Here is a 22,367-nt window from a genome sequence, read left to right as displayed (position 1 = left end):
CTATAATTTATTTGAACAAAATATGAAAAATACAATTAAATATATCAAAAAAATTGGGCTTGCCATTCTATTACCTTTACTTATCTTGACAGGTTGTGAAGATTTTCTGGATCAGCAACCACAAGATGTGGTAAGCGAAGCAACTTATTATGACACTCCAGCCGATTTTGTAAAAGCATCAAACTATTTTTATACGCGATTGGGCTTTGATTATGAGGGACATGAATCAAATGAAGGAGATGACTCATCTGATTTGTCAGGAAATTTATCCAGTTTAGATGTATATGGCCGTGGAACTTCTGTAACTCCAACAACTGACGATATATGGAAAAACAACTATATTTATCTTAGAGCAGTAAATCAATTAATTGAAAAAGGACAAATTTATACTGGTGATAAAAAACAGATTGTAGTCCCAGTAGCTACTGCTCATTTTTTCCGAGCGTGGCATCACTACCTTTTATTGAAAAGGTTTGGCGGTGTTCCTATTATAACTCGTTCGCTTGATGTAAACTCTCCTGAGTTATATGGCAAAAGAAATAGCCGATATGAAGTTGTCACTCAAATAATTAATGACTTAAATATTGCAATTGAAGGTTTACCTGCAGCTGCTTCAATGGGTACAGCTACTCAAGGTCTATTATCTAAGGAAGCTGCAAAATCTTTAAAAGCTAGGATTTTACTTTATGAAGCAACATGGGAAAAATATGTTGGCGAAGATACAGATGGTGACGGCGTAACTGTGGGCGCAGGCTCTAATAAACCTGCAAATTATCCAAGCATTACAACTATGTTAACTAATGCCAAACAGGCATCGCTTGAGGTAATGAACAGCGGGGCTTTTGAGCTATGGGACCAACGTGCAACTATGGGCGAAAGACATTTGTTTTACCTATTTAATTTGGAAGATGCCGGTTCAAATCCAGCCAGATTAACTAAAGCCAATAACAAGGAATTTATTTTTCAAACTGTTTTCGATTTTACACTTAGAAAAATTAATCAAAATCTTACTCATGCACGACCAATTTGTCCTTCAAGAAAATTGATGGATATGTATCTGTGTACTGATGGGTTACCTGTTCAATATTCAAGTGTATTTAAGGGATATGCAAAGATGACAGATGAATTTCAAAACCGCGATTACCGATTAAGAAGTTTTGTTAGTGAACCTCTTAAGGAATATTGGGGATGGGGATCCAGCACTAATGGTGGCGGAGCGCAATATGGTGTGCCATTTGCAAACAGTGGAATCAATTTCGATTACAGGTATGTCCCAGTTTTAACATCTCCTGGCGGAGGTCGTGATGTAGGTTATGAAGGTAGAAAATTCACAACTGAGCATAAACTGCGTGAGACTAGACAAGAATCTTACAATTATCCACATATCCGCTTGGCAGAAGTGATGTTAATTTACGCAGAAGCGACATGCGAGTTAGGAAACGGTAGCATATCTGATGCTGATTTAAATATCTCAATCAATAAGATACGCATCCGCTCTGGAGTTGCCCCATTAACTCAAACATTGATTGCTCCTTATAATGATTTAAATATGCTGGGCGAAATACGCCGTGAAAGAGCTATCGAATTAGATGGAGAAAATTTCCGTTTTGATGACTTAAAGCGTTGGGGTATTGCTGAGGCAGAGCTGAACCAAAATGTTTGTTTAAATTATATTGCAGGAACAGAGTATGAAACTGCTAATAATCCAAAATTTCCTAGCCAAAAGATTTACACTCCAGGCGCTTTTCCATATGGATTAACCACAACTGTGCAAAGCACCTCTACCTATTCTGGGATTGCCAAAACAAAACCTGGAGCACTGATTTTTGATATTGCAGGAAATAGATCATTCTCTAAAAAGAATTATGTAGATCCTATTCCGACCAATGAAATAAAAATAAATCCAAACCTGGTACAAAATCCAGGTTGGTAAATAAGTTTAGTTTGGTTTTTTTAGCGGCTGTAAGTACTATTTTTGCTTGCAGCCGTTTTTTTATTGCTGGAAAAATTCTGACACCTTTTTAAAAAAAAACATACAATATTCCATCTTACCTCATTTTTTTTAACGAAGCCTTTATGTACATTTTTCAATGAGACTTTACAACATACAATATGTGTGGTGATTAGTACTACGAAAAAATCTATATTTAAATTATAATGCAGATATATAAAAACGTGCGCAACAGTTATCCTATCAATATTGCATGTTGGTCGGTACAATAAAATACAGATTTAATGTTTTGAAATAGCATTCTAAACGCAGTTCTTTAATTTAAAGAAACATCTCAAAAGAATAGAAATTAAAAGGAAATGCCTGTTCATCCTCATTAACATGCTAAATATCCTCTATTAAATCGAATGTAAGTTCAACTCTAAAATAACCGAACATTTTCGCTTACAGGTTAATATACAATGATTTTCAATATAAAGTTTTAATAAACTATATATTAAAATAAATTATTCTGTTTATTGAAACGAGCTATGCCTGTTGCACTACTAATTTTCTTTTGTATTTTTATTTTCTTCTATAGCAGTTTCAATAAACTCTGTAGGAGTAACATTGAATAATTCTTTGAATGTTTTACTAAAATATGCTGTCGAGTTAAAACCACACAGATGGGTTACTTCTTTAATGGAATAAGTATTTTGTTGTAATAGCTCTGAAGCATATTTAAGGCGAATAGTTCTTATAAAATAGCTAGGGTTATTTCCAGTTAAGGAATTAATTTTTCTATAAAACTGAGATTTACCAATTCCTAAACTTTTTAATAAATCTTCTTGTTTAAAATCTATATCACTTATATTATCCATCACAACCTTCGTTGCTCTATCCAGAAAAACTTCATCTAAATTATTTGTGGTAATTTCACGCGAAGGAGATATACCTCCTATTTCAGAAAATCTTTTTCTTAACCGTTCTTTTGCTTCTAAAAGATTTTGGATCCGAACTTTTAATACCTTCATTTTAAAAGGCTTTGGCAAATAAGCCTCTGCTCCGTTTGTATATCCGGATATTAAGTCTTCTTCTCTATTTCGTGCTGTCAGTAAAATAATTGGAATATGACAGGTTTCAAATTCTGATTTTAAAATTCTGCACATTTCAAATCCGTCCATTTTTGGCATCATTACATCACTAATAATAATGTCCGGAAAATATTTACGTGCCATTTTTAAACCTTCTTCTCCATTTACAGCTTCTTTAACAGTATAAACATCCTTTAAATCATCTTTCAGATGAGCTCTCAACTCTCTGTTATCTTCAACTATTAATACCGTTAATGATTTAGATGTTATGAGGGTGGTTTTGGAAAGTTCGCGAGTAATATTTTCATTGGAAATCAACATTTCATATTCAACCGATTTCATCGAATTAATAAGGAACTCATTTTTTATATTTTCAACATCATTTGACTTGCCTTTATTATCAATTGGAATTCGCACCGTAAATTTAGTTCCTTTTTTATGACTACTTTTTACCGATATTTTTCCTTTGTGCATTTCAACTAAGGCCTTAGTAAAATTAAGTCCAATTCCCGTTCCGGATTTTGAAACATCTAAATTGTAGAACCTGGTAAATACATTTTCTAGTTGTTCTTTGTCCATTCCAATACCTGTATCTTTGACAACAATCTTTACATGGCTACCAAATCGATCCGTTTTAAACCCAAAAAGCATAGGTTTTTTGTCCATAAACGAATCTACTTGTTCTACCGACACTTTAATTTCACCGCCATTATTGGTGAATTTGATTGCATTCGAAATTAAATTGGTTATAATTTTTTCTACTTTGTCAAAATCAAATAAGGAAACTATTCTTTTAGAACCACTTTCAAATTTATAGGTAATTTCTTTTTTCTCGGCTAAACCTTTAAAAAGTACAAATATATTTTCAGTAAATTTTACAAAATCGCCTCTTTCTACCTGTAGAGGAGCCATTCCAGCATCCATTTTTCTATAATCTAATAGTTGATTAACCAAATGCAAAAGCCTTCTCGCGCTACGCTGTGCAGATAAGGTTGAAGATTTAATGATATCGGGATCCGTAATATTACCTAAAATTTTATCTAATGGGTTTAAGATTAAAGTTAATGGTGTTCTAAATTCGTGAGACACATTAACGAAAAACTGAATTTTCATCAAATCAAGTTTATGCTCCTGAGCATCCTGAATGTATTTTTGATATAAATTCATAAAAAACCAAACTAAGCCCATACCAAAAATGATGTAAAGCAAATACGCCCACCAGGTTTTCCACGGAGGAGATAAAATTTTAAAAGTAATTTGAGCTGTTTTAGCATTCTCCCACTTTCCGTCAATACTGGCTTTTACTTCAAATGTATATTCGCCTGGTAGTAAATTGGAATAGTTAACATCTCTTCTGGAACCTACATTTACAAATTCTTTTTCCAGGCCCACCAATTTATAAGAATACTGCACCTGCTCAGGATTCTCAAAATACAAGGCTAAAAACTCAAACGAAATATAATTCTCATTATAGTCCAACACCATCTCATCTACCTGAGTAATAGATTCTTTAAGTAGTATTCTACCATTTACAAGGTCACCCGCTTCAATTTTTTTGTTATTTAACCTAAAGCTTGTGATTTTAGGAGTAAGTTTTACAGATGATTTTATTGTAATATCTTTTGGATTAAAAATATTAAAGCCATTAATTCCTCCTACAATTATCCGTCCGTCTCTTGTTTTTTCGATGGATTTACTTTGAAATTCAGTCCCTTGTAGTCCATCATGTATATTAAAATTTCTAATATGTCCTGTCTTTGGATTTAACAGCGACATACCACTTTTGGTTGTAATCCACAAGTTATGTTGATTGTCCTCTTTTATACCCACAACTAAATTATTGGGAAGTCCATTTTGAGAATTGTAAGACTTTACTAATTTCAGATTGGCATCCAACTGATAGATACCGCTATCTGCCCCTACCCAAATATTCCCCAAATGATCTTCGGTAATATAATTGATACGTTGCCCTTTGATTCCGTTGACATTAATTTCTGAAAAATTTATCTTCTTAGGAATAAATCCATTTAGTTTGTTTAAATAGACCATATTGACGCCCAAAGTAGTACCTACAAACAATCGGTTTTTGGAGTCGATAAATAAAGAAAAAACAAAATTGCTTAATAGATTATGCTGTGCATTCAAATCGCTTTTGTAACTATAAAACTTCTTGTCTGCTGGATTGTAAATGTTCAAACCTTCCGATCGTAATCCCAACCAGATTCTTTTTTTATTATCTTCTACTCCTGCCCAAACCGAATTTTGACCAATAGAATGAGGATCACTTTCGTTATGATAAAACCGCTGTACCTGATGTGTGTCTGGATTAAACTTATTTAAACCACCATCAAGTGTACAAACCCAAATGTTTTTATCAGCACTTTCAAAAGTGTATAAAATTTTATTAGAGCTTATAGAATTGGGACTTGCAGTATGTGCAAAATGTTGAAAAGAATTGTTTTTTTCGTCAAAAAGATTCAAGCCTCCATTGTAGGCGCTTAGCCAAATGCGGTTTTTAGAATCCTGTAAAACAGATTGGATAATTTTTCCATTAAGGCCATTGATATTGTTCGATTTGTAATAATAATGTCCGAAGGAATATTTCGATGGATCCAATTTACTTACTCCTTTGTCATAACTTCCTATCCAAAAAATGCCTTTGTGATCTTCGTAAATAGTAGAAGGTTGGTTATTAGGCAGCGAAAAAGCATCTAAAGGATTATTAACCAAATGTTGCTGCAAACGGCCTTGCTTTTTATTGTACAAAAACAATCCCTCTCCATCTGTTGAAGCCCAAAGAATTCCATTTTTGTCTTGGTATAAGTCCTGAATTGGTGCTTGAACCTTTCCTATAGCAATATGTGTAAATATACCTGCTTTTGGTTTCCATAAAATGATATTCGAAATATCATTTCCTATCCAAAAATCGCCATCAGAATCGATATAAACTCTTTTTGCTAAGTGGTTTAACTCATATTGTTTTTGCTTTTGAATGTAAATCCTATCAAAATTATTTTTAGTAGGATTGTATTTGTTCAGATGCTCTCCATTGGTACCAACCCAAATTGTATTGTTTTTATCTTTTACAATAAGATTAACCGTATTATTATCTATTGATTTCTTGTTTCTGCTCTCACTAACAAAATGATCCTTTTTTAAGTTATTTAAATTGGTATAATCCTTTGCCAACGAAATTTTAACTAAGCCGTTGTTCGTCGCAACCCACAAAACATTTGTGGAATTGTCAAACAAAAGTTCGTTTATTACTTCACTAGTATTGGAAGCAACAGAAGTTTTACTGTAAATATTGACCCTAGAAAACTTATTTGTTTTTTTATTTAAAAAATTCAATCCATTGTTGGTTCCAATCCAAAGATTTCCTAAGCGATCCTCTGTAATGGCATTGACCCTAATACTACTAATTGAAGTTGAATCATTAAGGATAGGTCTAAAAATTTCAAAATTATATCCGTTGTATTTGTTTAACCCATCGATAGTACCAAACCATAAATAGCCTTCCTTATCCTGAAAAATGTCCAAGCAAGTACTACTTGAAAGTCCATTAGGCGTATCTAAATTTTCGAATTTCAGATTATCGAATTGAGAAAATACATTAAATGAAATAAAACACAAAAAAATTATATAATTAATTCTTGAAATCATTTTATTTAGAGATTTTGGAAATTTTATAGAAAACGAAGTTACAATTAAATATGAAATACGAAAATAATTGGTTAACCATTTTTGGTAATGGCATAAACCTAAAAAATCCTGGATAGCTAGTTCACAAAAACTAGTCATCCAAGATGTTTAAACAAAAAATATTTTTTAAAAAGACTGCTTCAAATCGCTACTTTATTTTATAATGAATCGATTTGCTTAATAAGTAAAACGCTCCAAGGCGCCAAAGTTTGCTGGATTATTAAATTACCGTTTTTATCCGCTTGTACTAGTTCTGTTTTTAAATCCATTGCGACTTTTTTCAATTCTTTAATTTGCACCCGTGTAGGCGGTTCGGGTTTGCCCATATTTTCCCAGTAGTTTACAATATTGCCATGATCTTTATCCAAAAGTTCCATTTGAAATTGCGTTCCTGGTTTTAAATTCGATAGCTTAATATTAATTTTTTTTGAAGAACCTTTGGATAAATCAGCATAGGATTTATAGCCCGATGGAACTGCACTTTTACTTTCGTCTGGATAATTGTAAGCCAGCGCCACAATTTTTCCGGTTGCAGCCTGACGACTTACAAATAAATTATCATTTTTAAACAATTGCTCATTTCCTAATTGATGCAACATGGCATAGGCATGATAAGAAGGTTTTACCAAACCTTGAAAATTGATCATTCCGAAACCGCCATGAAAAATACTCGAAGCGCCTCCTTTTTCTTCAAAAATATCAGTAAATGTCCAATAGGACAACGAATGGGTCAAACCTATACAATCTAAATTGGCTTTTACAATATAAGCCGCTGCTGGCAGCAAGTCATGCGCTCTATCTCGGCTGCTTGGGCTGGTGCTCCACTCGGTAAGGTGTAATTCGGCATTGGGATAAGCACTTTTGGCTACCATTTTATTCAGCCATTCCAGATCTTCTTTGGTTGAATTCACATAACGTGTTAGCCCTCTTCCTCTGCCCGTACTGGCATCCAAAGCATAATCAGTTGGATACGGATGACAGCTAATAAAATCTACAGGCAGTTTTTCTCTGTCACAATATTTTAGAAAATCTTCTACCCAAACCGCATGCCATTTTAGCGTATTGATATCTTTTGTTTTGAATAATTCTTCCGAAGCTTTTTTGTCTTCTATTTCGCCATCAAAGCGGGTATCGGGAACAAAATTACTAGTCGCTGGTCCACCAATTTTAAATCTTTTATCCACCGATTTGACTGCAAGTGCTGATTGTTTGTATAGCTCATAATATTGTGATTTTTTTCCATCCCAAAAAAACGGGTATAGATTCGGTTCGTTCCACACTTCAAAATACCAGGTCAATACTTCCTCCGTTCCGTATCGATCTACACAATGTTGTGTAAACGCTTTTACCAAATCATGCCATTTTTCAAAAGAGTCCTCAGCAGGCGTTACGTTGGCTTTCCACCAAAAAACCGTTTTAGAATCTTTGGCCGCAATACTAGTAGGAAAAAAAGCCAGCTCTACAAAAGGCTTCACTTTCATATCCAACATTCTATCAAATAAATCATCAATGTATTGCCAGTTGTACACTGTTTTTCCTTTTTCAATTAAAACAGGAAACATATCATCGTGAAACAGTCCATGAAAACGCACGTATTGAAAGCCACAATCTTTTTGTACTTGTTGCAATTGCTCCAGCCATCCGGCGCGCAAGCCTTCGTTGGCACGCCCTGCTCCGACGGACTTACTCCAAAAATGATCGAATTTGGCGCCTTTGGCCGTGGCATTCACTTTTACTTCCTGTGCATGCATCAAGGCGGTTGAGGCCAGGCAAAGTGCCAAGAATAATGATCTGAATTTATTCATTCTATTTTTTATTAGAAATCTTTAATGTGGTTTATTTTAGTCGGTACACTTTAAAATTATCGATAGTCATGTGGTTGTCAACCGTTCTAAAACCAAAATGACCAGAAGTGTACGGATTAGCATCTTGGTAATCAAAAAATCTTTTTCCGTTGCAATAAAATTGAATTTTACCGCCATTGGCAATGATTTTTATGTGGTATAAGGTGTTGCCTGTTAGTAAAAATTCAGGAGCGCTCAGGTCGTGTTCTGGTAGTACGGGTCTTTCGCCATTGCCTACGTATCTTCTGAATCGGGTACTCGAATTATCGTTGCCGCCCATACCTACATAATACAATCGTAGACTATCATAATTAGAGAACTTCCCGCCTCTTTGTGCTCCGTTTGCAAATAGATTGTTGGGACTTTTCGGATCTTGCGCCATCCAAAAACAATTTAAATCCGATACTCTATCATGAGGCCCTCCTTTTTGTATAATAAACGCATCATACTCAATCATAATAGGACCTTGTAGTTCTTTCTCAAACCATACCGTACAGCCTTTAGCATCTTCAATTTCTAATTTTTCATCTGTAATTTCAACTTTTCCGTTAGGCATCTGCTCTACTTTCCAATTCGACATATCGTTGCTAAAATCTTCGCTATAGAGCAATTCTTTTTTGGTGTTTACGTCAGTTTCCACGGCTTTTTTGTCCTTATGCACCGCACAGGCTGCCAGCAACAGTCCTAAACTTATATATCCTATCAGTTGCTTTTTTGCAAATTGTATCATCTTCCTTATTTTTCGGCTATCAGTAAGGTATTAATAGACATCGGTTTTAATTCGGCTGAAATGGTTTTATCCCCTAGTTGGATGTTTACCGATTTTAATTTATCCTCAGCATTATTAACTAACAACATGGTACGACCGTCTTTCAATTGAAAAGCCAAATGGTCTTTTCCAGAAGACGATTTTAGATAATGATCCCCAGGCTGTACAAAATGAGACAAATGTTTGAACAAATAAAACTCATCGGTGTATTTGACATTTTTGGTTTTTCGGTCAATCACCACCATCGAGTTTTGTGGCCATCCCCAAGAACTTTTACCTGTTTCATCCAAAACCATATTCCAATACATATAGGAACCCGATTTGTTATTGAAATAATGCACCATACTTTCCCAAGAAACCTGCAGAGAACTCCAATTGTTTTCGCTTTCGCCGCATTTATTCTCCGTTTGCATGTATTTTACACCAGTGTAATTTTTGCTAATGTCCGGAATAGCATTCGATCCACCCCATTGGAATCCAACTCCTTTTATAAATGGACTTGCTTTTTTGTCGTCCAAAATAGTACGAACATAGGCTGGCTTCCCAAAGTTAATGGTTCCCAACCAAATTTCGGTTTTCAATTTATCTTGTTCAAATTGTGGCCCTAAATAACCGCCAATAAAATAAGCCATATCTTCAGCCCTCCAGGTACAGCTTGGCCAGTTTGGCGAATAGGCAATTTCGTTTTGTGGCATAATAGCAAACAACGGAATTCCTTCTTCCTGATAAGCTTGTACAAATTTTGAAAAATACAAGGCGTAGGCTTTTAAATATCTTTCCTGCATTTTGAATGCTGTTGCATTGTTAAAAATTTCGGCACCAGGCGTCATGCGGTTTCCTCCTGCTCTATTTTCCCAATCGCCGCTACGGGTCGAATAATGTTCATTGACCTTCATCCAAGCGGGCGGCGTCCAAGGCGAAGCCCAAATTTTTAGATCAGGACGTACTTTTTGTGCCTCTTTTACATACGGAATCAGTATAAATTTATCTCGATCAATATTAAAATCACGCATGACAAAATCTTCTGGGACATCATTGGACGAATAATAACTCAATGAATAATCACTAGCACCTATAGGAATGCGGCACATCGAAAAATTACAGCCTTCTTTTGAAAACAGCGCGTTATAAACCTCTTTTGATTTTTCGCTTGGCAAAGTTTGCAGTGCGGTATAGCCCAATTCGTTAAACGCACCGCCGATGCCATCAATCTTTTGCAAAAGGCTATCTTTATATATGGTAATTGTTTGCGCATTTTCGGATTTGCCCTTCGTGTTGATACTTTTCTTAGCATTAACCCAGCGTTCTTTGGCTGTGGTAGAAATAAAATCAATTTTTTGTGCGGTTACCGAATGGAACGCCACAAATGAAGCGAATAATAAAATTGACCTTTTGTTTTTTAAGTGCATACAATCCTTAAAGTTCATGATATGATTTTTGTTACGGGTTTGTGGTTGATTGTTAATTAAGTTTTACGTTTTAGTTATTACCATTAAAACTTGAAATTCATATTCTAATTCTTATTTGTCATTACATTATGATGTTGCTCATTTCACTGTAGTATAAACAGCTATAAGGATGATGCAATTTGGCAAAAAAGAAAGTTTTACGCTATAACTAATTATGCATAGGCTATAAATGATGGTTCATTTCAACAAAACTATCTTCGTGCTTTCCCGAAAACACAGATAAAAAACACTAATAAGCTAAAAAATATAGTATGACTTGTAGATTAAGCTATCGATCTGATCATTGTATAAAAAGCCGAATCTCAAAATAAATGATTCGGCTTTTAAATAAATTAAAATTTATTATAATATCGTTTTGATAATTTACTATTAGAAAGTTTACTAGAAACTTAATATATGGACTTGAGTGTTATTAAAATAAATTACAAAATTTTCTGTTTTTTAAGTTCCGTCCATTACTTATGGTTTCATTGATCACTTTGTTCTTTATTATTTGAAATAACACAATTTTAGTTCTTTATAAATTTGGATTTCTTTTTTGTATTACGTCCTTCCAATGTAATAAAATAGAAACCCTTTGAAAGACTAGTTACATCGATATTTTCAGTTTCAAGAGCAGTCTTAATTTTACCCTTTAAGGTTATTTTTCCACTACTATCAAATATAGTGTATTGATTAAATTCTGAGTTAGGTGCTACAATTGATAAGGTATTTTGAACAGGATTGGGGTGAATAGTAATCCTATTTTCATCGGTATCAAAATCCTTTGTTGCTAAGTTTACATTTTTAAACTCAAACCAATTGATATTAAAAAGATAACCGCTTCCACCAGTGAAAACTAAGTACACGTCATGAGCGCCATTTGTTGCAGCTATATTTATTGACTTCGTTTGCCATTTCTGACTATTTCCTGTGCTCGTAACAGGCACAGTTCCAATTAATGTTCCAGTTTCACTACCCAATCTAACTTCTATGTTTCCAGTATTTGTTCCAGCAACACGCACCTCTAAAACAGATGTGCCAGTTAAGCTTACATTGGGATACATCGCCCAATCACCATTATGAATCCATCCCACATTTAAAACGCCATCCACATCTTTAGTTGTTTCGGTTTGAATTCCGTACATTTTTTCGTAATCTTCGGCTTGAATGCGACCTACTAATTCAGGTTTAACTTCTTCTGGATCCGCCGCTACAAGGGCAACAGAAATAGCGTTCAATTCAAATGAAGCATCGGCTCCACTGAATAAAACTTTCATTGCCTGCACTCCTTTTGATAGTCGAACGCCTCTTATAACGAAAAAATCTTTCCAATCGGTTAAACTTGTGGAATGGGAATCCCCAAAAGGCACCTCCACTTCATTAGTCACATCGGTTCCTCCAAAATTAAATTTAATTTTACCATTCCCATTAGTAGCAGCATATCGTATGGAAATATCATAAGTCCCATTTGAAGGTACACTCACGGTATAAGTAAGCCATTCTCCTGATGCAATATTGGTAATAGCATTTCCCCCTTCACTACAAGCTTTAATATCAACCTGCTCATTTGGTCGGTACGTACCTCCTGAATTTACAGGTGTGGTGTCATAATACGTCCGGTTTTCACCAGTCGTTACAAAATAATCAAAGTTTTCTGCTTCGATAGTCATTGGCAATACATTCATCGCATAATTAGGTAATCCTGATGAGTCAAAACCTGTTATTGGATCTCCAAAACAATAATCGGGACGACGAAATGATAATCCGCCAAAACCAACATAGGCTCCACCTGAAGGCCCAGTTTCGTACCTTCCATTTGAAACAATCGAATAATCTCTGGCTCGAATAGTCCATTTGGCGTCTATTGGATTTTTTAATCCTCTTCCTATATAGTGCGCAATTGGTAACTCCCAGGTGTCTTCATTCATAAAAGTTCCACGCGTTAAACAGGTTTCACAATTATCTACAACAGGACATATTGCCAATGATTTTGTACGCAAGGTTGCATCATTACGTTGTATAAACTCCCCTGATTCTGCAGTAGGTTCCCATGGTGAAGTTTGATCAGGATAGGAATTAACATAGGAAACATTGTACTTTAATGTATATTCTAAACCTAACAATATTCTATCGTTTACCTTTCCCCAAAGATCATCCCCTTGATTCCAAGCTATTTCTGCGATAGAAGAAAGTACTCCTAAACCAAAAGCGGTATGCCCTTGGTCTCTTGAACTTTCTTGACATTGTCCATTTTCCCAAACATAATTAGTCAAAGCACCATTACCGTGAAAATTAGGTTCTGTTGCTAATTCAGTCATGTTATAAGCTATTCGATATTTATTCTCGTCAATCACCGTGGTTTGTACATGCGGTCCTTTAGGAAATGCAATATCATCCTCACGACCAGGCATCATATTTATATACCTCCATGCACGATCATATATTCTTTCATCGTCAAGAAATACTCCGATAGCCATAGTTGTTCGAATACCACACAATTCCTGATTACCAGCACGAACAGGATCGAACTTGTATGCGCGCCAATACCAAGTCCCGTCTGTACTTAAATTAGATGGAATTGTGGTATTTGAATAGCCTGGATATACTAACATATCTTTAAATTTCTGAATATCCGAAGCAGCCCAACCTGGATAAGTGCTTTTTATGAGCTCAGCAGCTTCTAGCATAATAATTATAACATTTGAAGTCAAGGCAGCTGTTCCATTGTACTGGACATAAGTTAATCCTGTCCATGCATTTAAGCATTCCACTGCTTTTTGTGCATACCGTTCATCTCCTTCTATATACCAACGTAATGCGTTATAGTAGGCCGCACGACTGTCACTTTCGAAAATAGTTAAATTAGTTTTTGGCGCATCACGATAAATCTGTTTTAAAGAAGTATTCCCTAGCACTTTGTAATTATAACTTGCTTGTGTTTTACCAATCATATCTATATAAGACGAGTAATAAGGTTCAATTTTAGCCTGCACCATATATTTCATCCGGTCCAAATCTGATTTTTTGTGCGACAATCCCGGATGCACCATTTGTGCCTGGATTGAAATTGATGAAAATAAAAGCAGAAACAAATAACAGAGCTGCCGTCCTATCAAAAAAGATTTTTTTTGTATTATTAAATGGTTCATTTTTTTGTGTTTTTTGTTATTAATTAAAAACTAGCTAATTGAAGACTACACTGAAATATGTAAACGTAAAAGCATTTGTTTCACTAATGAATTTTGTGCCAAATCAAGTGCCATAAAAATTCGGTCGTTAACCTCTAAGTATATATGGTCACTGTTCCTAAAACAGTGACCGATAATAGTAATGTTTTTTATAATAATTTATAAATTTTCATTCAAAAAGCGATTACAAAAGGTCAATTTTGCTTCTTTGAACTTTCAATCAAGCCTTATTTATTTTTTAATGATTTTTTGATAAAAACTACTACCTTCATTGTAAAGTTTTACAAAATAAATTCCACTTCTAAAATTACTTATATCAACTTGTTGACTGTTCTTTTCAACTGTCCTTTTCAAGACCATTTTACCTGAAACATCATAAATTTCCACTATGGTTTCTGAACTGTTCATAATGTTAAAAACATCTCTTACAGGATTAGGATAAATTATAGGTTTGTTGACCAATTCTTCTTTCAAACCCAAATTAGCAGTTCCAAATACCTCTACCTCAGCCAATGCAATACCATTGTCTGATATTTTTGAAATTTTAACAATCCTACCCACTACATCCCCTGTATTAATGATTAGTGAAGGGTTGGGATGGCTAATAAACGTTTGTGAAAAAGTGACTTGTCCATTGTTATTTAATATTTCAACCGTAAAATTATTCAGGCGTACCCCATAATTGCTTCCGGTTCTGTTGTGTATAACAATATCCATAATCGTCTTATCAGAACCTAAATCTACTTGCCACCATTTTAGCGTATTAGAACCAGCAGCACCATTCTCTGTGTGTGATACTGAGCCACTAGCAAAATTTCCATTTGTATTTCCATCGTTTGCACGAGATGCTGGTGCATCATAGGCCGTGGTAGATTGTGAGGCTACTCCACCATTTGCTGCTAAGGCCAGATTATTTGAAACAGCATAACTTACTGTGATATGAGAAGTATCCATTAGATTTCCATCCTCTGAATAAATATTCACAAAAGTATTACCCAGTTTTTTAGCAGTAACTAATCCGGTAGCATCTACAGAAGCGATAGTAGGGTTGTCGCAAACATAAGTGACATTTTTATTAGTAGCATTTGCTGGATAAACAGTTGTGGTTAATTGTTGTGTTTGTCCTACGTTTAGTGCCAATTGATAGGGTGCAATGGCTACCCAACCCACGGGAACATGATCAGTACCTTGCTGTATTAGATCAAACCAATTGATATTCCAGCCACCCGATTGCGCATATAGACGAATGTTTTGTAAACCCGCTGTTAAAGATACAGATGAAGATAAGGTTGTCCATGTTTGTAGTCCCCCAGTTGCTGATATATTAGTTGTAGCAAGCGTATTGCCATTGGATTGAAGCAATATTACTCCGTCGCTAACTGCACTAGCAACACGATAATTGACCGTGTACAAACCAGTTGAAGGGACATTAATAGTATATTCAATCCAGTCGCCAGTATCTATACTTTTTACATTCAAATTTCCATTAACATCGGTAGTAGTTTCTGTTTCTGTTCCGTTCATTGTTGCATAGGCCTCTGCTTCATAATACAAAGTAGAGGCACTGCAGCTAGGCTGAATGATGGTATTGTTACTTCCCGTATCAGTTACAAGTCCACATGAATTAATGGTATTATTGCTACTTAAAAAATCACTAATTACTGGATTGAGTGTATAATTATTCAGCACTACACCCGATGAATTAAAACCCGTTGGATTTGTAGAGCCAAAGCGCAACCCCCTACGATCTCCAGATAGCACGATATCCATTTGCTTATCTGAATACGATTGGGTATTTCTAAATGTTACCTTATGTCCTTGTCCGCCAAAATAAGCTAGCATATCATTGCCATAAGCTCCTTCGTTACTGAGAACAGTTAAATCCACTGTATTGTTTTTATCGGTGTCATATTCATCTACATACAAAGGACCATACTTTGTATCTCCCCTGGAGTTTACAATGGTTGCCCCCGACCCCACACTGTACTGGGTTTCGCATTCGATTGTAGTACAATTATCAACATACTTAGTATCGTTAGCAAATCCGATGACAACGCCAGATCGCATCCGTTTTACTGTACAATCAATCACATTCATGTTGCTCGTACTTGTTGTAACTCCTGTTTGCCAATGCGGTCCATCATTATAGGCACGAATACCATCTTCCTGTTTACTAAACATCCAGCCCGCTGGCACTTTATAGCCATATACTGTCATAAAATTAACCCCATCAGCAGGAGAACCCGTTCCGGCCTCAGCCAGTACATCATCTGTTGTACGTAATTCACCTTCTAAATAACAACCTTCTATAGTGGTGTTTATCCCGCCTTGCACAAAAATTCCATGACCATAAGCATGGTGCATAATAGTACAATTTTTTACATAGTTGTTTTCTCCTCGCACTAAAATCGCGGCGTGCTTGTTATGCCCAATTACGGAACCAGCTCCTTTCCCAAACATGTCTCCATATCCATAGGGAAACGAACCTCTGACTGTCATGTGAATTCCTTCTAAACGGTTTCCTATACCGTCCAAAGCAATTCCTAAAGCTGTTTTACTGGGTTTATTCCAACCGATATCTTCCATTGTCAGATTTTTAATAACCACGTTGGAACCCGTTACATGGACTTCATTGACGTGATTGCTACCAAATTTTGAAAAAACAGCGGTGTCAATATTTAGTTTTACCCCAGTAAAATCATAAGTACTATTAGAACCAGAAAAATGAAGCAGCATCGTGTTATCTGTAAACACAGGATGTACTGTTCCGTAAAGACCATTATCAATATCGGCTGCTGTAATAGAATAGGTACCTGGTGTCATTACAATATTTACACCGCTGTCATCTAAATAGGATAATAATTCTGCCATAGAATTTACCGTTTGAGCCTTAGCTTCGAATTGAAAGGCAAAAAAAGTTAGGCATAGGCCCACGATCTTTATAACCTGTACTTTTGTTTTCATTAATGATAGATTTATTTGACAATTAGTTTAGTGGTCTGCGAATTATTTATTTTAACCAAATAAATTCCCGCTTTTAAATGATGTTGAATACTACTATTTTGGGTAGCTATCGGGTAATTTTCCTCTAAAACGAGTTGCCCCTGCATGTTGTAGATTTTAATATTAAACAACAAACTATTTTCGACATTGCATTCGAAACTTCCATTTACAGACGGGTTTGGGAATAGTTGTAATTCCTTGTTGCTAAATTCATTAGTAGGAGTACTTAAGGTGCTTAGCGATTTTTGTAGCGCGTCTAGGCTGCTAAAGGTTTTGATAAAATCAAATTTCATCACCGTTACAGGGTTTACTTCCTTGGTATTAACACAATTCATCCCGCTTAAAGTCCATGTTTCTGTAATAGGCATTATTTTACTTAAATCCCAATAATACACATCGGTAGTACCAGGCAAAAGCTTTGAAATGGCAAGGGTTTCTACCCCATTAACTGCTTTTCCGTCTTTAAACTGCACATCATTTCCTGTCCCGTTGGTATTGTTTTTTAGATTAAGAACAAAGTTGTCGTAGTTGGCAGGCCTCTTGCCTTTCATCACAAGAATAGGGTAATTGTTCGCATTAAGTTTATGTAAGCTAGGATCGGCTTTTCGCAAATAAAAACGTATATAACCTGCACCATTATCTTCGTAAGTACAAACCAATTGTTGGTTTACTTCGTCAATAGCCATATAACCAAAGGTTCCATCTAAGTCTGGATTCCAACCATAAAACGGATCAGGGTTGGTAGAACTTGCAGCGATGTTATAGTTTTCATCAATCAAACCTTCGGCTGTATTTCCGGTATCTGGTACAGTAATAGTTCCAGTACATTTCGTTTGGTCTACTGTATTTCCGGTTCCGTTATTGGTCACGGTTCCAAAGCTATTTATCACACTCGAACTGACTGTCGGCATAACCTCAACAGGCATGTTGGTACAATTATTCAAAATAACGCCTGCCGTCGCTTCGGAGCCTAAAGGCGAAAACGGATTCGTCCCCGTAGGTCGAGTACCTCCTACTATAATTTTATGTTCTTGTGCCCGAGGGGTGGCATCATCAGCATTTTTTATGGAAACCTTTTGATTCGTTCCGGAAACCGTAGCAATAGCATGCAAAGTGGTTACCGGAAGAGTTGGCATTAATTCCAAATCGACTTCAGAACTAGAACCGCTTAAATACAACAACGGTCCATTTACTGCATCACCTCGACTGTTCTCTATTTTTACATCACTGACATTATAGCCTGCTTCACAACCCGTAGCTTCACAATTTTGAATTAAAATAGGTCCTCCTACTTCTAAAGCAAAACCCACACGGGCATTTCTGGCAGTGCAATTGATAAGTGTCACCCCTGAAGTGATATTGCCACCGCCTTCACCATAGGTACGAAATCCACATTCGCTTAAAGATTTGGTATAGCCAGGAGTGATCACATTATCGCCATTGTAATTGGGATATACCGCCTCAAAGTTTAAATTAAAGGCTGGTCCCGATGTTTCTGCAAGCATACTATCGGTGGTTCTCGTTACGGCTTCTGCATAACAGTCTTGAAAAAGTACGTTTCGGCCTCCTTGCACAAAAAACAAATGTCCGAACGATTGCGAGTAAATAGAACAGCCTATAATTGAATCATTTAGTCCTTGTACCAGCAAGCCGCTATGTTTTTTCATAGCAACCAAACTTCCACCGCCTTTACCTAACAAATCCCCATATCCATAAGGGGATGAGCCATTCATATTTAATCTCACATTTTGTACTACAATATCATTTCCCGTCACTACTAAGGACTGGCCGCCGCCTGCCGTGGGGTAGTTTCCGATATCCGTAACTGTCAATCCCTTAAAATTGATATGGTTTCCTGTGAGATGAAATTCGATCACATTTCCTCCTAAATCATTTAACAACTGCGTATCTACATTAATAGTTACGTTGCTAAAATCAAAAGTATTGTCGCTTCCGCTAAAGCGAATCATGGCTCTGTTCCCAAAAGCATCTGCGGGTGTACTGGAAGCAATAACAGCAGGCGTAAGATAGTCTGTCATGTTGTAAACCCCAGGGGTCATAGTAATAACTTGCCCAGATTGAGCGGCAGCATCAGCCAATTCAGCCAAGCTGGAAACCGTAATTTGAGCTGAAGACTGTAAAGTAGAAAACAAAGCCAAAATCCATAGCAAAACCCTTTTTTGCATAAAAGAATAGGCTGTAGCCGTTTGTATTGATTGTAATTTTTTTTTCATTTTTTTTCTTTTAATAAAAGCTACCTACGCTATCGTTTGGAATCACAAATCAGACAACTTATTGCTACAGCCGATATAAGTAGGTAGCTTTTGGAAATTGTTTAAAAATTAGAACTTAATTATTTTCTGAGTAATTGTTTTAGAAGCATCTTGTAGTGTTAAAATATAAACACCGCTGGTCAAATGGGATAGATCTAAAGTCACTTCAGCTGCATTTGATTGGGTTTCCAAAACTTTTTGACCGTTCATCGCGCACAAGGTTATGGCTGTTTTAGTACTATCCAACTGCGCAGATGCTAACGAAATGTGCAATTCATTAGCCACTGGATTTGGGTAAATCGCAAAAGGAATTTCTTTTTTTTCTATACCTAAATTCGTAGGATTAGCGTATTCGATAATTAATTCGGGAACATTTGTGAGATTTTCTTTGGCAAAAAAATCGATTCCGAAGGCACTCACACTTTTGGCATCGTTGATAACCATTGTTATCATTTTATCGTTTGCATATTCTTGGGCTACATACGATGACACATCCCATTCGTTCCAAGTAGATTTGCTTGTTATAATACTCGCTCTTTCATTTTCATAAGCTGGCTTATTGGTCCAGTTCAAAGTAGATTCTGACCAATTATCATTGGCTACATCATACACATTTCGTATCTCGGCATTAGATGTTCTTTGATACAATCGTAATTTTGCAGAAACAATTGGGCCTGGAACAGAGCTTAAATCAAATTTAAAATAGGCATATCGACTGGTGGCAGCAGCTTTAGTCACTAAAGAGGTGGATGTGCCGTAATTAGCAGTAATAGCACCTCCATTTACATACGAATCGTCTGTTGCATTTAATTTTACAGGATTAGCAGCAACAGCACTCACCACAGTTAATTCCTGGGTAATACTTGGTGCTGCATTAAAATTTTCATTTCCGTCTTGCATTGCCGTAATTACGGTACTTCCCGTGCCTACAAGATGTATTTTGCCGTTTACAATAGTGGCTACAGCAGGATTGGAACTAGAATAAGTCACAGACAAACCAGAACTTGCTGTTCCGGCAGGATCAAAATCGGCGGTTCCTAGTACCTTATGAGCTATAGTAAAAAGTTTTAAAGTTTGGTCTTGTTTGAATATACCAGACTGTATAAGAGTAAAATTATCCAACTTAAAAGCGTTCGAAACTCCTCCAAATGTCAACTTCAAACTTTGAACGCCTTTTTCTAAAACTACATCTGTCGACACAACCAATTCTTTCCAGTCGTTTGCTGCAGCCGAATTTGGCATTCCAAACGGAATGGCAATTGCTGATGTTTTTTCAACGCCTGCCGCACTCAATTTTAGGGTTCCACCCGCTTGAGAAGCAGCATAACGAATTTTTAAACTGTAAACCGCTGTTTCAGGAACCGCAACTGTATAAGTAAGCCATTCTCCAGCCTCAATATTAGTTAAGGCATTACCACCATCGATGGATTCAATATCTACCTGATCCATTGTACGATAAGCGCCTCCCGTATTAGTGGGACTCACATCATGATACACGCGGCCTTCCCCTTGCTGTATCGGATCATAATCAAAATTCTCTGCTTCAATAAGGTTTGGAATCACATTCATGGCATATTGTGGTAAAGCACCAGAAAATCCGCTGATGGGATCTCCATAGCAAAATACGGGTCTGCGTGCGGTAAGTCCTCCCCAACCTATAGCATCGTTGGTCCATCCTGCTTTTTCGTAGCCGCTTAATTCAATTGATTTGTCTCTGGCGCGCAGGGTCCACTTAATTTCCTCTTCCGTTTTAAACCCTCTACCAACGAAATGCGCTACCGGCATTTCAAAAACAGTTCTTACACCAGCAAAATCACCTCTCCCTTCGGGGCTTATTGCTTTAGAAAACCAACGAGCTGTTCGATCAAAACGCTGAATAAATTCACCCGATGCTACAGTAGGCTCCCATGGTGAAGTTTGGTCGGGATAGGATTGTAGGGCAGAAATATTGTACTTCGTATTATATTCCAGTCCAAGTAATAACCTGTTGTTGGCATGACTATATAAATCTACCCCTTGGTTCCACGCCATTTCTGCCATGGAGGTAAGCAGACCAATTCCAAAAGCCGTGTGTTGTTGGTCCCTAGAACTTTCCTGACATTGGCCGTTTTCCCAAATATAGTTGGTCATCACTTCATTATACCCATAATTTTGAATCGTTGTGCTATTTGATGTGTTATAAGTATCGAAATATTCCGTCGAGGATGCTAAAGTAGTACTAGTACGCGGACCTGCTGGATAAGGTATATCATCCAAATGCAAAGCCAAATCTCCCTGAATGTATTTAAGTGCACGGTCGTACATTTTTTCATTATCCAAAAAAATACCCATGGCCATTATCGTACGCCAGCCAGATAATCCTTGGTTTCCGTGACGCCCGGGATCTCCTTGATAGGCCATCCAATAAAATGTTTTATTAGGGCCTGTTACTGCTATGGTTGAGGAATATCCCGGATAAACCAACATATCCTTAAAAGCCTGCATATCTGCTGCTGCCCAGCCAGGGTAAGTACTTTTAATAATTTCGGCCGCTTCAATCATGATATATGCAATACCACCACTTAAAGAATCCGTTCCTCCACTCGTAACCGAAGTAAGATTGCGCCAAGCCTTAAAAATTTCGATTGCTTTTTCTGCATGCCTTACATCGCCCGTTATATACCAGCGAATAGCATTGTAATAAGCCGCTCGGATGTCGTTGTTCCAAGCACCTTCATTCACTCCGGAATCTCTGCCTAACTCGGTAAAAGTTTCGTTTCCTTGAACCACATAATTAAAACTCGATTTCGAATCGGCTACCATATTTTGATAAGAAGTATAATAAGGCTCTACTTGCGTGGCCACCATATATTTCATACGGTCTAAATCGGATTTTTTGTGTGTAATTCCAGGATGAACGAACTGTGCTTGAACGGAACTTACCGCAGCAAATAAAAATGCAACACAGCATAGGGATTTCTTTTTAAAAAGCGGAATAAACATTCCCTTTTGGGTAATTTTTTTCATTTTTTTTTGGTTGATTTAAAAATTAATTGGTTGTAATAGCACTGCAATAGGGTTTCGAATCTCTCTGAAAGAGTATCGAAAACGAGATTTTACTATTTGAGAGTGGT

Annotated in this window: 9 protein-coding genes; 1 reads left to right on the top strand and 8 read right to left on the bottom strand. The window is 36.4% G+C overall.

Annotated elements, in window-relative coordinates; all coding sequences use genetic code 11:
* The first annotated feature begins 22 nt into the window (after positions 1-22).
* Positions 23-1,933, top strand: a complete 1,911-nt coding sequence (locus GXM17_RS14800) for a RagB/SusD family nutrient uptake outer membrane protein (protein WP_163400097.1) — start codon at positions 23-25, stop codon at positions 1,931-1,933.
* A gap of 563 nt (positions 1,934-2,496) precedes the next feature.
* Here GXM17_RS14800 and GXM17_RS14795 read toward each other — a convergent pair.
* From GXM17_RS14795 to GXM17_RS14760, 8 genes are all read right to left on the bottom strand, one after another.
* Positions 2,497-6,687, bottom strand: a complete 4,191-nt coding sequence (locus tag GXM17_RS14795; protein ID WP_163400096.1) for a two-component regulator propeller domain-containing protein — start codon at positions 6,685-6,687, stop codon at positions 2,497-2,499.
* Positions 6,688-6,884: 197 nt separating this feature from the next.
* Positions 6,885-8,531, bottom strand: a complete 1,647-nt coding sequence (locus GXM17_RS14790; RefSeq protein WP_163400095.1) for a GH39 family glycosyl hydrolase — start codon at positions 8,529-8,531, stop codon at positions 6,885-6,887.
* Between the two features lie 31 nt (positions 8,532-8,562).
* Positions 8,563-9,300, bottom strand: coding sequence for a DUF6250 domain-containing protein (locus GXM17_RS14785; RefSeq protein ID WP_163400094.1), 738 nt, complete (start codon positions 9,298-9,300; stop codon positions 8,563-8,565).
* Positions 9,301-9,305: 5 nt separating this feature from the next.
* Complete coding sequence (locus tag GXM17_RS14780; protein WP_208796451.1) at positions 9,306-10,766, bottom strand: glycoside hydrolase family 30 protein; 1,461 nt, start codon at positions 10,764-10,766, stop codon at positions 9,306-9,308.
* Between the two features lie 551 nt (positions 10,767-11,317).
* On the bottom strand, positions 11,318-13,939 hold the full coding sequence (locus tag GXM17_RS14775) for a carbohydrate-binding protein (RefSeq protein ID WP_163400093.1): 2,622 nt from the start codon (positions 13,937-13,939) through the stop codon (positions 11,318-11,320).
* Positions 13,940-14,209: 270 nt separating this feature from the next.
* Entirely contained in the window at positions 14,210-16,849 is a 2,640-nt protein-coding gene (locus GXM17_RS14770; RefSeq protein WP_163400092.1) for a carbohydrate-binding protein, read from the bottom strand.
* A 104-nt stretch (positions 16,850-16,953) separates the two neighbouring features.
* Positions 16,954-19,215, bottom strand: coding sequence for a T9SS type A sorting domain-containing protein (locus GXM17_RS14765; RefSeq protein ID WP_163400091.1), 2,262 nt, complete (start codon positions 19,213-19,215; stop codon positions 16,954-16,956).
* A gap of 108 nt (positions 19,216-19,323) precedes the next feature.
* The gene (locus GXM17_RS14760; RefSeq protein WP_163400090.1) at positions 19,324-22,260 is read right to left on the bottom strand and encodes a CBM96 family carbohydrate-binding protein; all 2,937 of its coding nucleotides are present in this window, start codon (positions 22,258-22,260) and stop codon (positions 19,324-19,326) included.
* Positions 22,261-22,367 lie beyond the last annotated feature (107 nt).

Origin of the sequence: Flavobacterium fluviatile (genome assembly GCF_010645065.1) — a bacterium.
Taxonomy (GTDB): domain Bacteria; phylum Bacteroidota; class Bacteroidia; order Flavobacteriales; family Flavobacteriaceae; genus Flavobacterium; species Flavobacterium fluviatile.
The sequence above is the reverse complement of the archived record's forward strand: the minus strand, read 5'-3'. Positions and strand labels throughout refer to the sequence as shown.

What these genes read in the sequence shown, in the direction of transcription:
- GXM17_RS14765 (WP_163400091.1), bottom strand. Translation starts at nt 19,215, where the DNA reads ATGAAAAAAAAATTACAATCAATACAAACGGCTACAGCCTATTCTTTT.
- GXM17_RS14760 (WP_163400090.1), bottom strand. Translation starts at nt 22,260, where the DNA reads ATGAAAAAAATTACCCAAAAGGGAATGTTTATTCCGCTTTTTAAAAAG.
- GXM17_RS14800 (WP_163400097.1), top strand. Translation starts at nt 23, where the DNA reads ATGAAAAATACAATTAAATATATCAAAAAAATTGGGCTTGCCATTCTA.
- GXM17_RS14795 (WP_163400096.1), bottom strand. Translation starts at nt 6,687, where the DNA reads ATGATTTCAAGAATTAATTATATAATTTTTTTGTGTTTTATTTCATTT.
- GXM17_RS14785 (WP_163400094.1), bottom strand. Translation starts at nt 9,300, where the DNA reads ATGATACAATTTGCAAAAAAGCAACTGATAGGATATATAAGTTTAGGA.
- GXM17_RS14770 (WP_163400092.1), bottom strand. Translation starts at nt 16,849, where the DNA reads ATGGCAGAATTATTATCCTATTTAGATGACAGCGGTGTAAATATTGTA.
- GXM17_RS14790 (WP_163400095.1), bottom strand. Translation starts at nt 8,531, where the DNA reads ATGAATAAATTCAGATCATTATTCTTGGCACTTTGCCTGGCCTCAACC.
- GXM17_RS14775 (WP_163400093.1), bottom strand. Translation starts at nt 13,939, where the DNA reads ATGAACCATTTAATAATACAAAAAAAATCTTTTTTGATAGGACGGCAG.
- GXM17_RS14780 (WP_208796451.1), bottom strand. Translation starts at nt 10,766, where the DNA reads ATGAACTTTAAGGATTGTATGCACTTAAAAAACAAAAGGTCAATTTTA.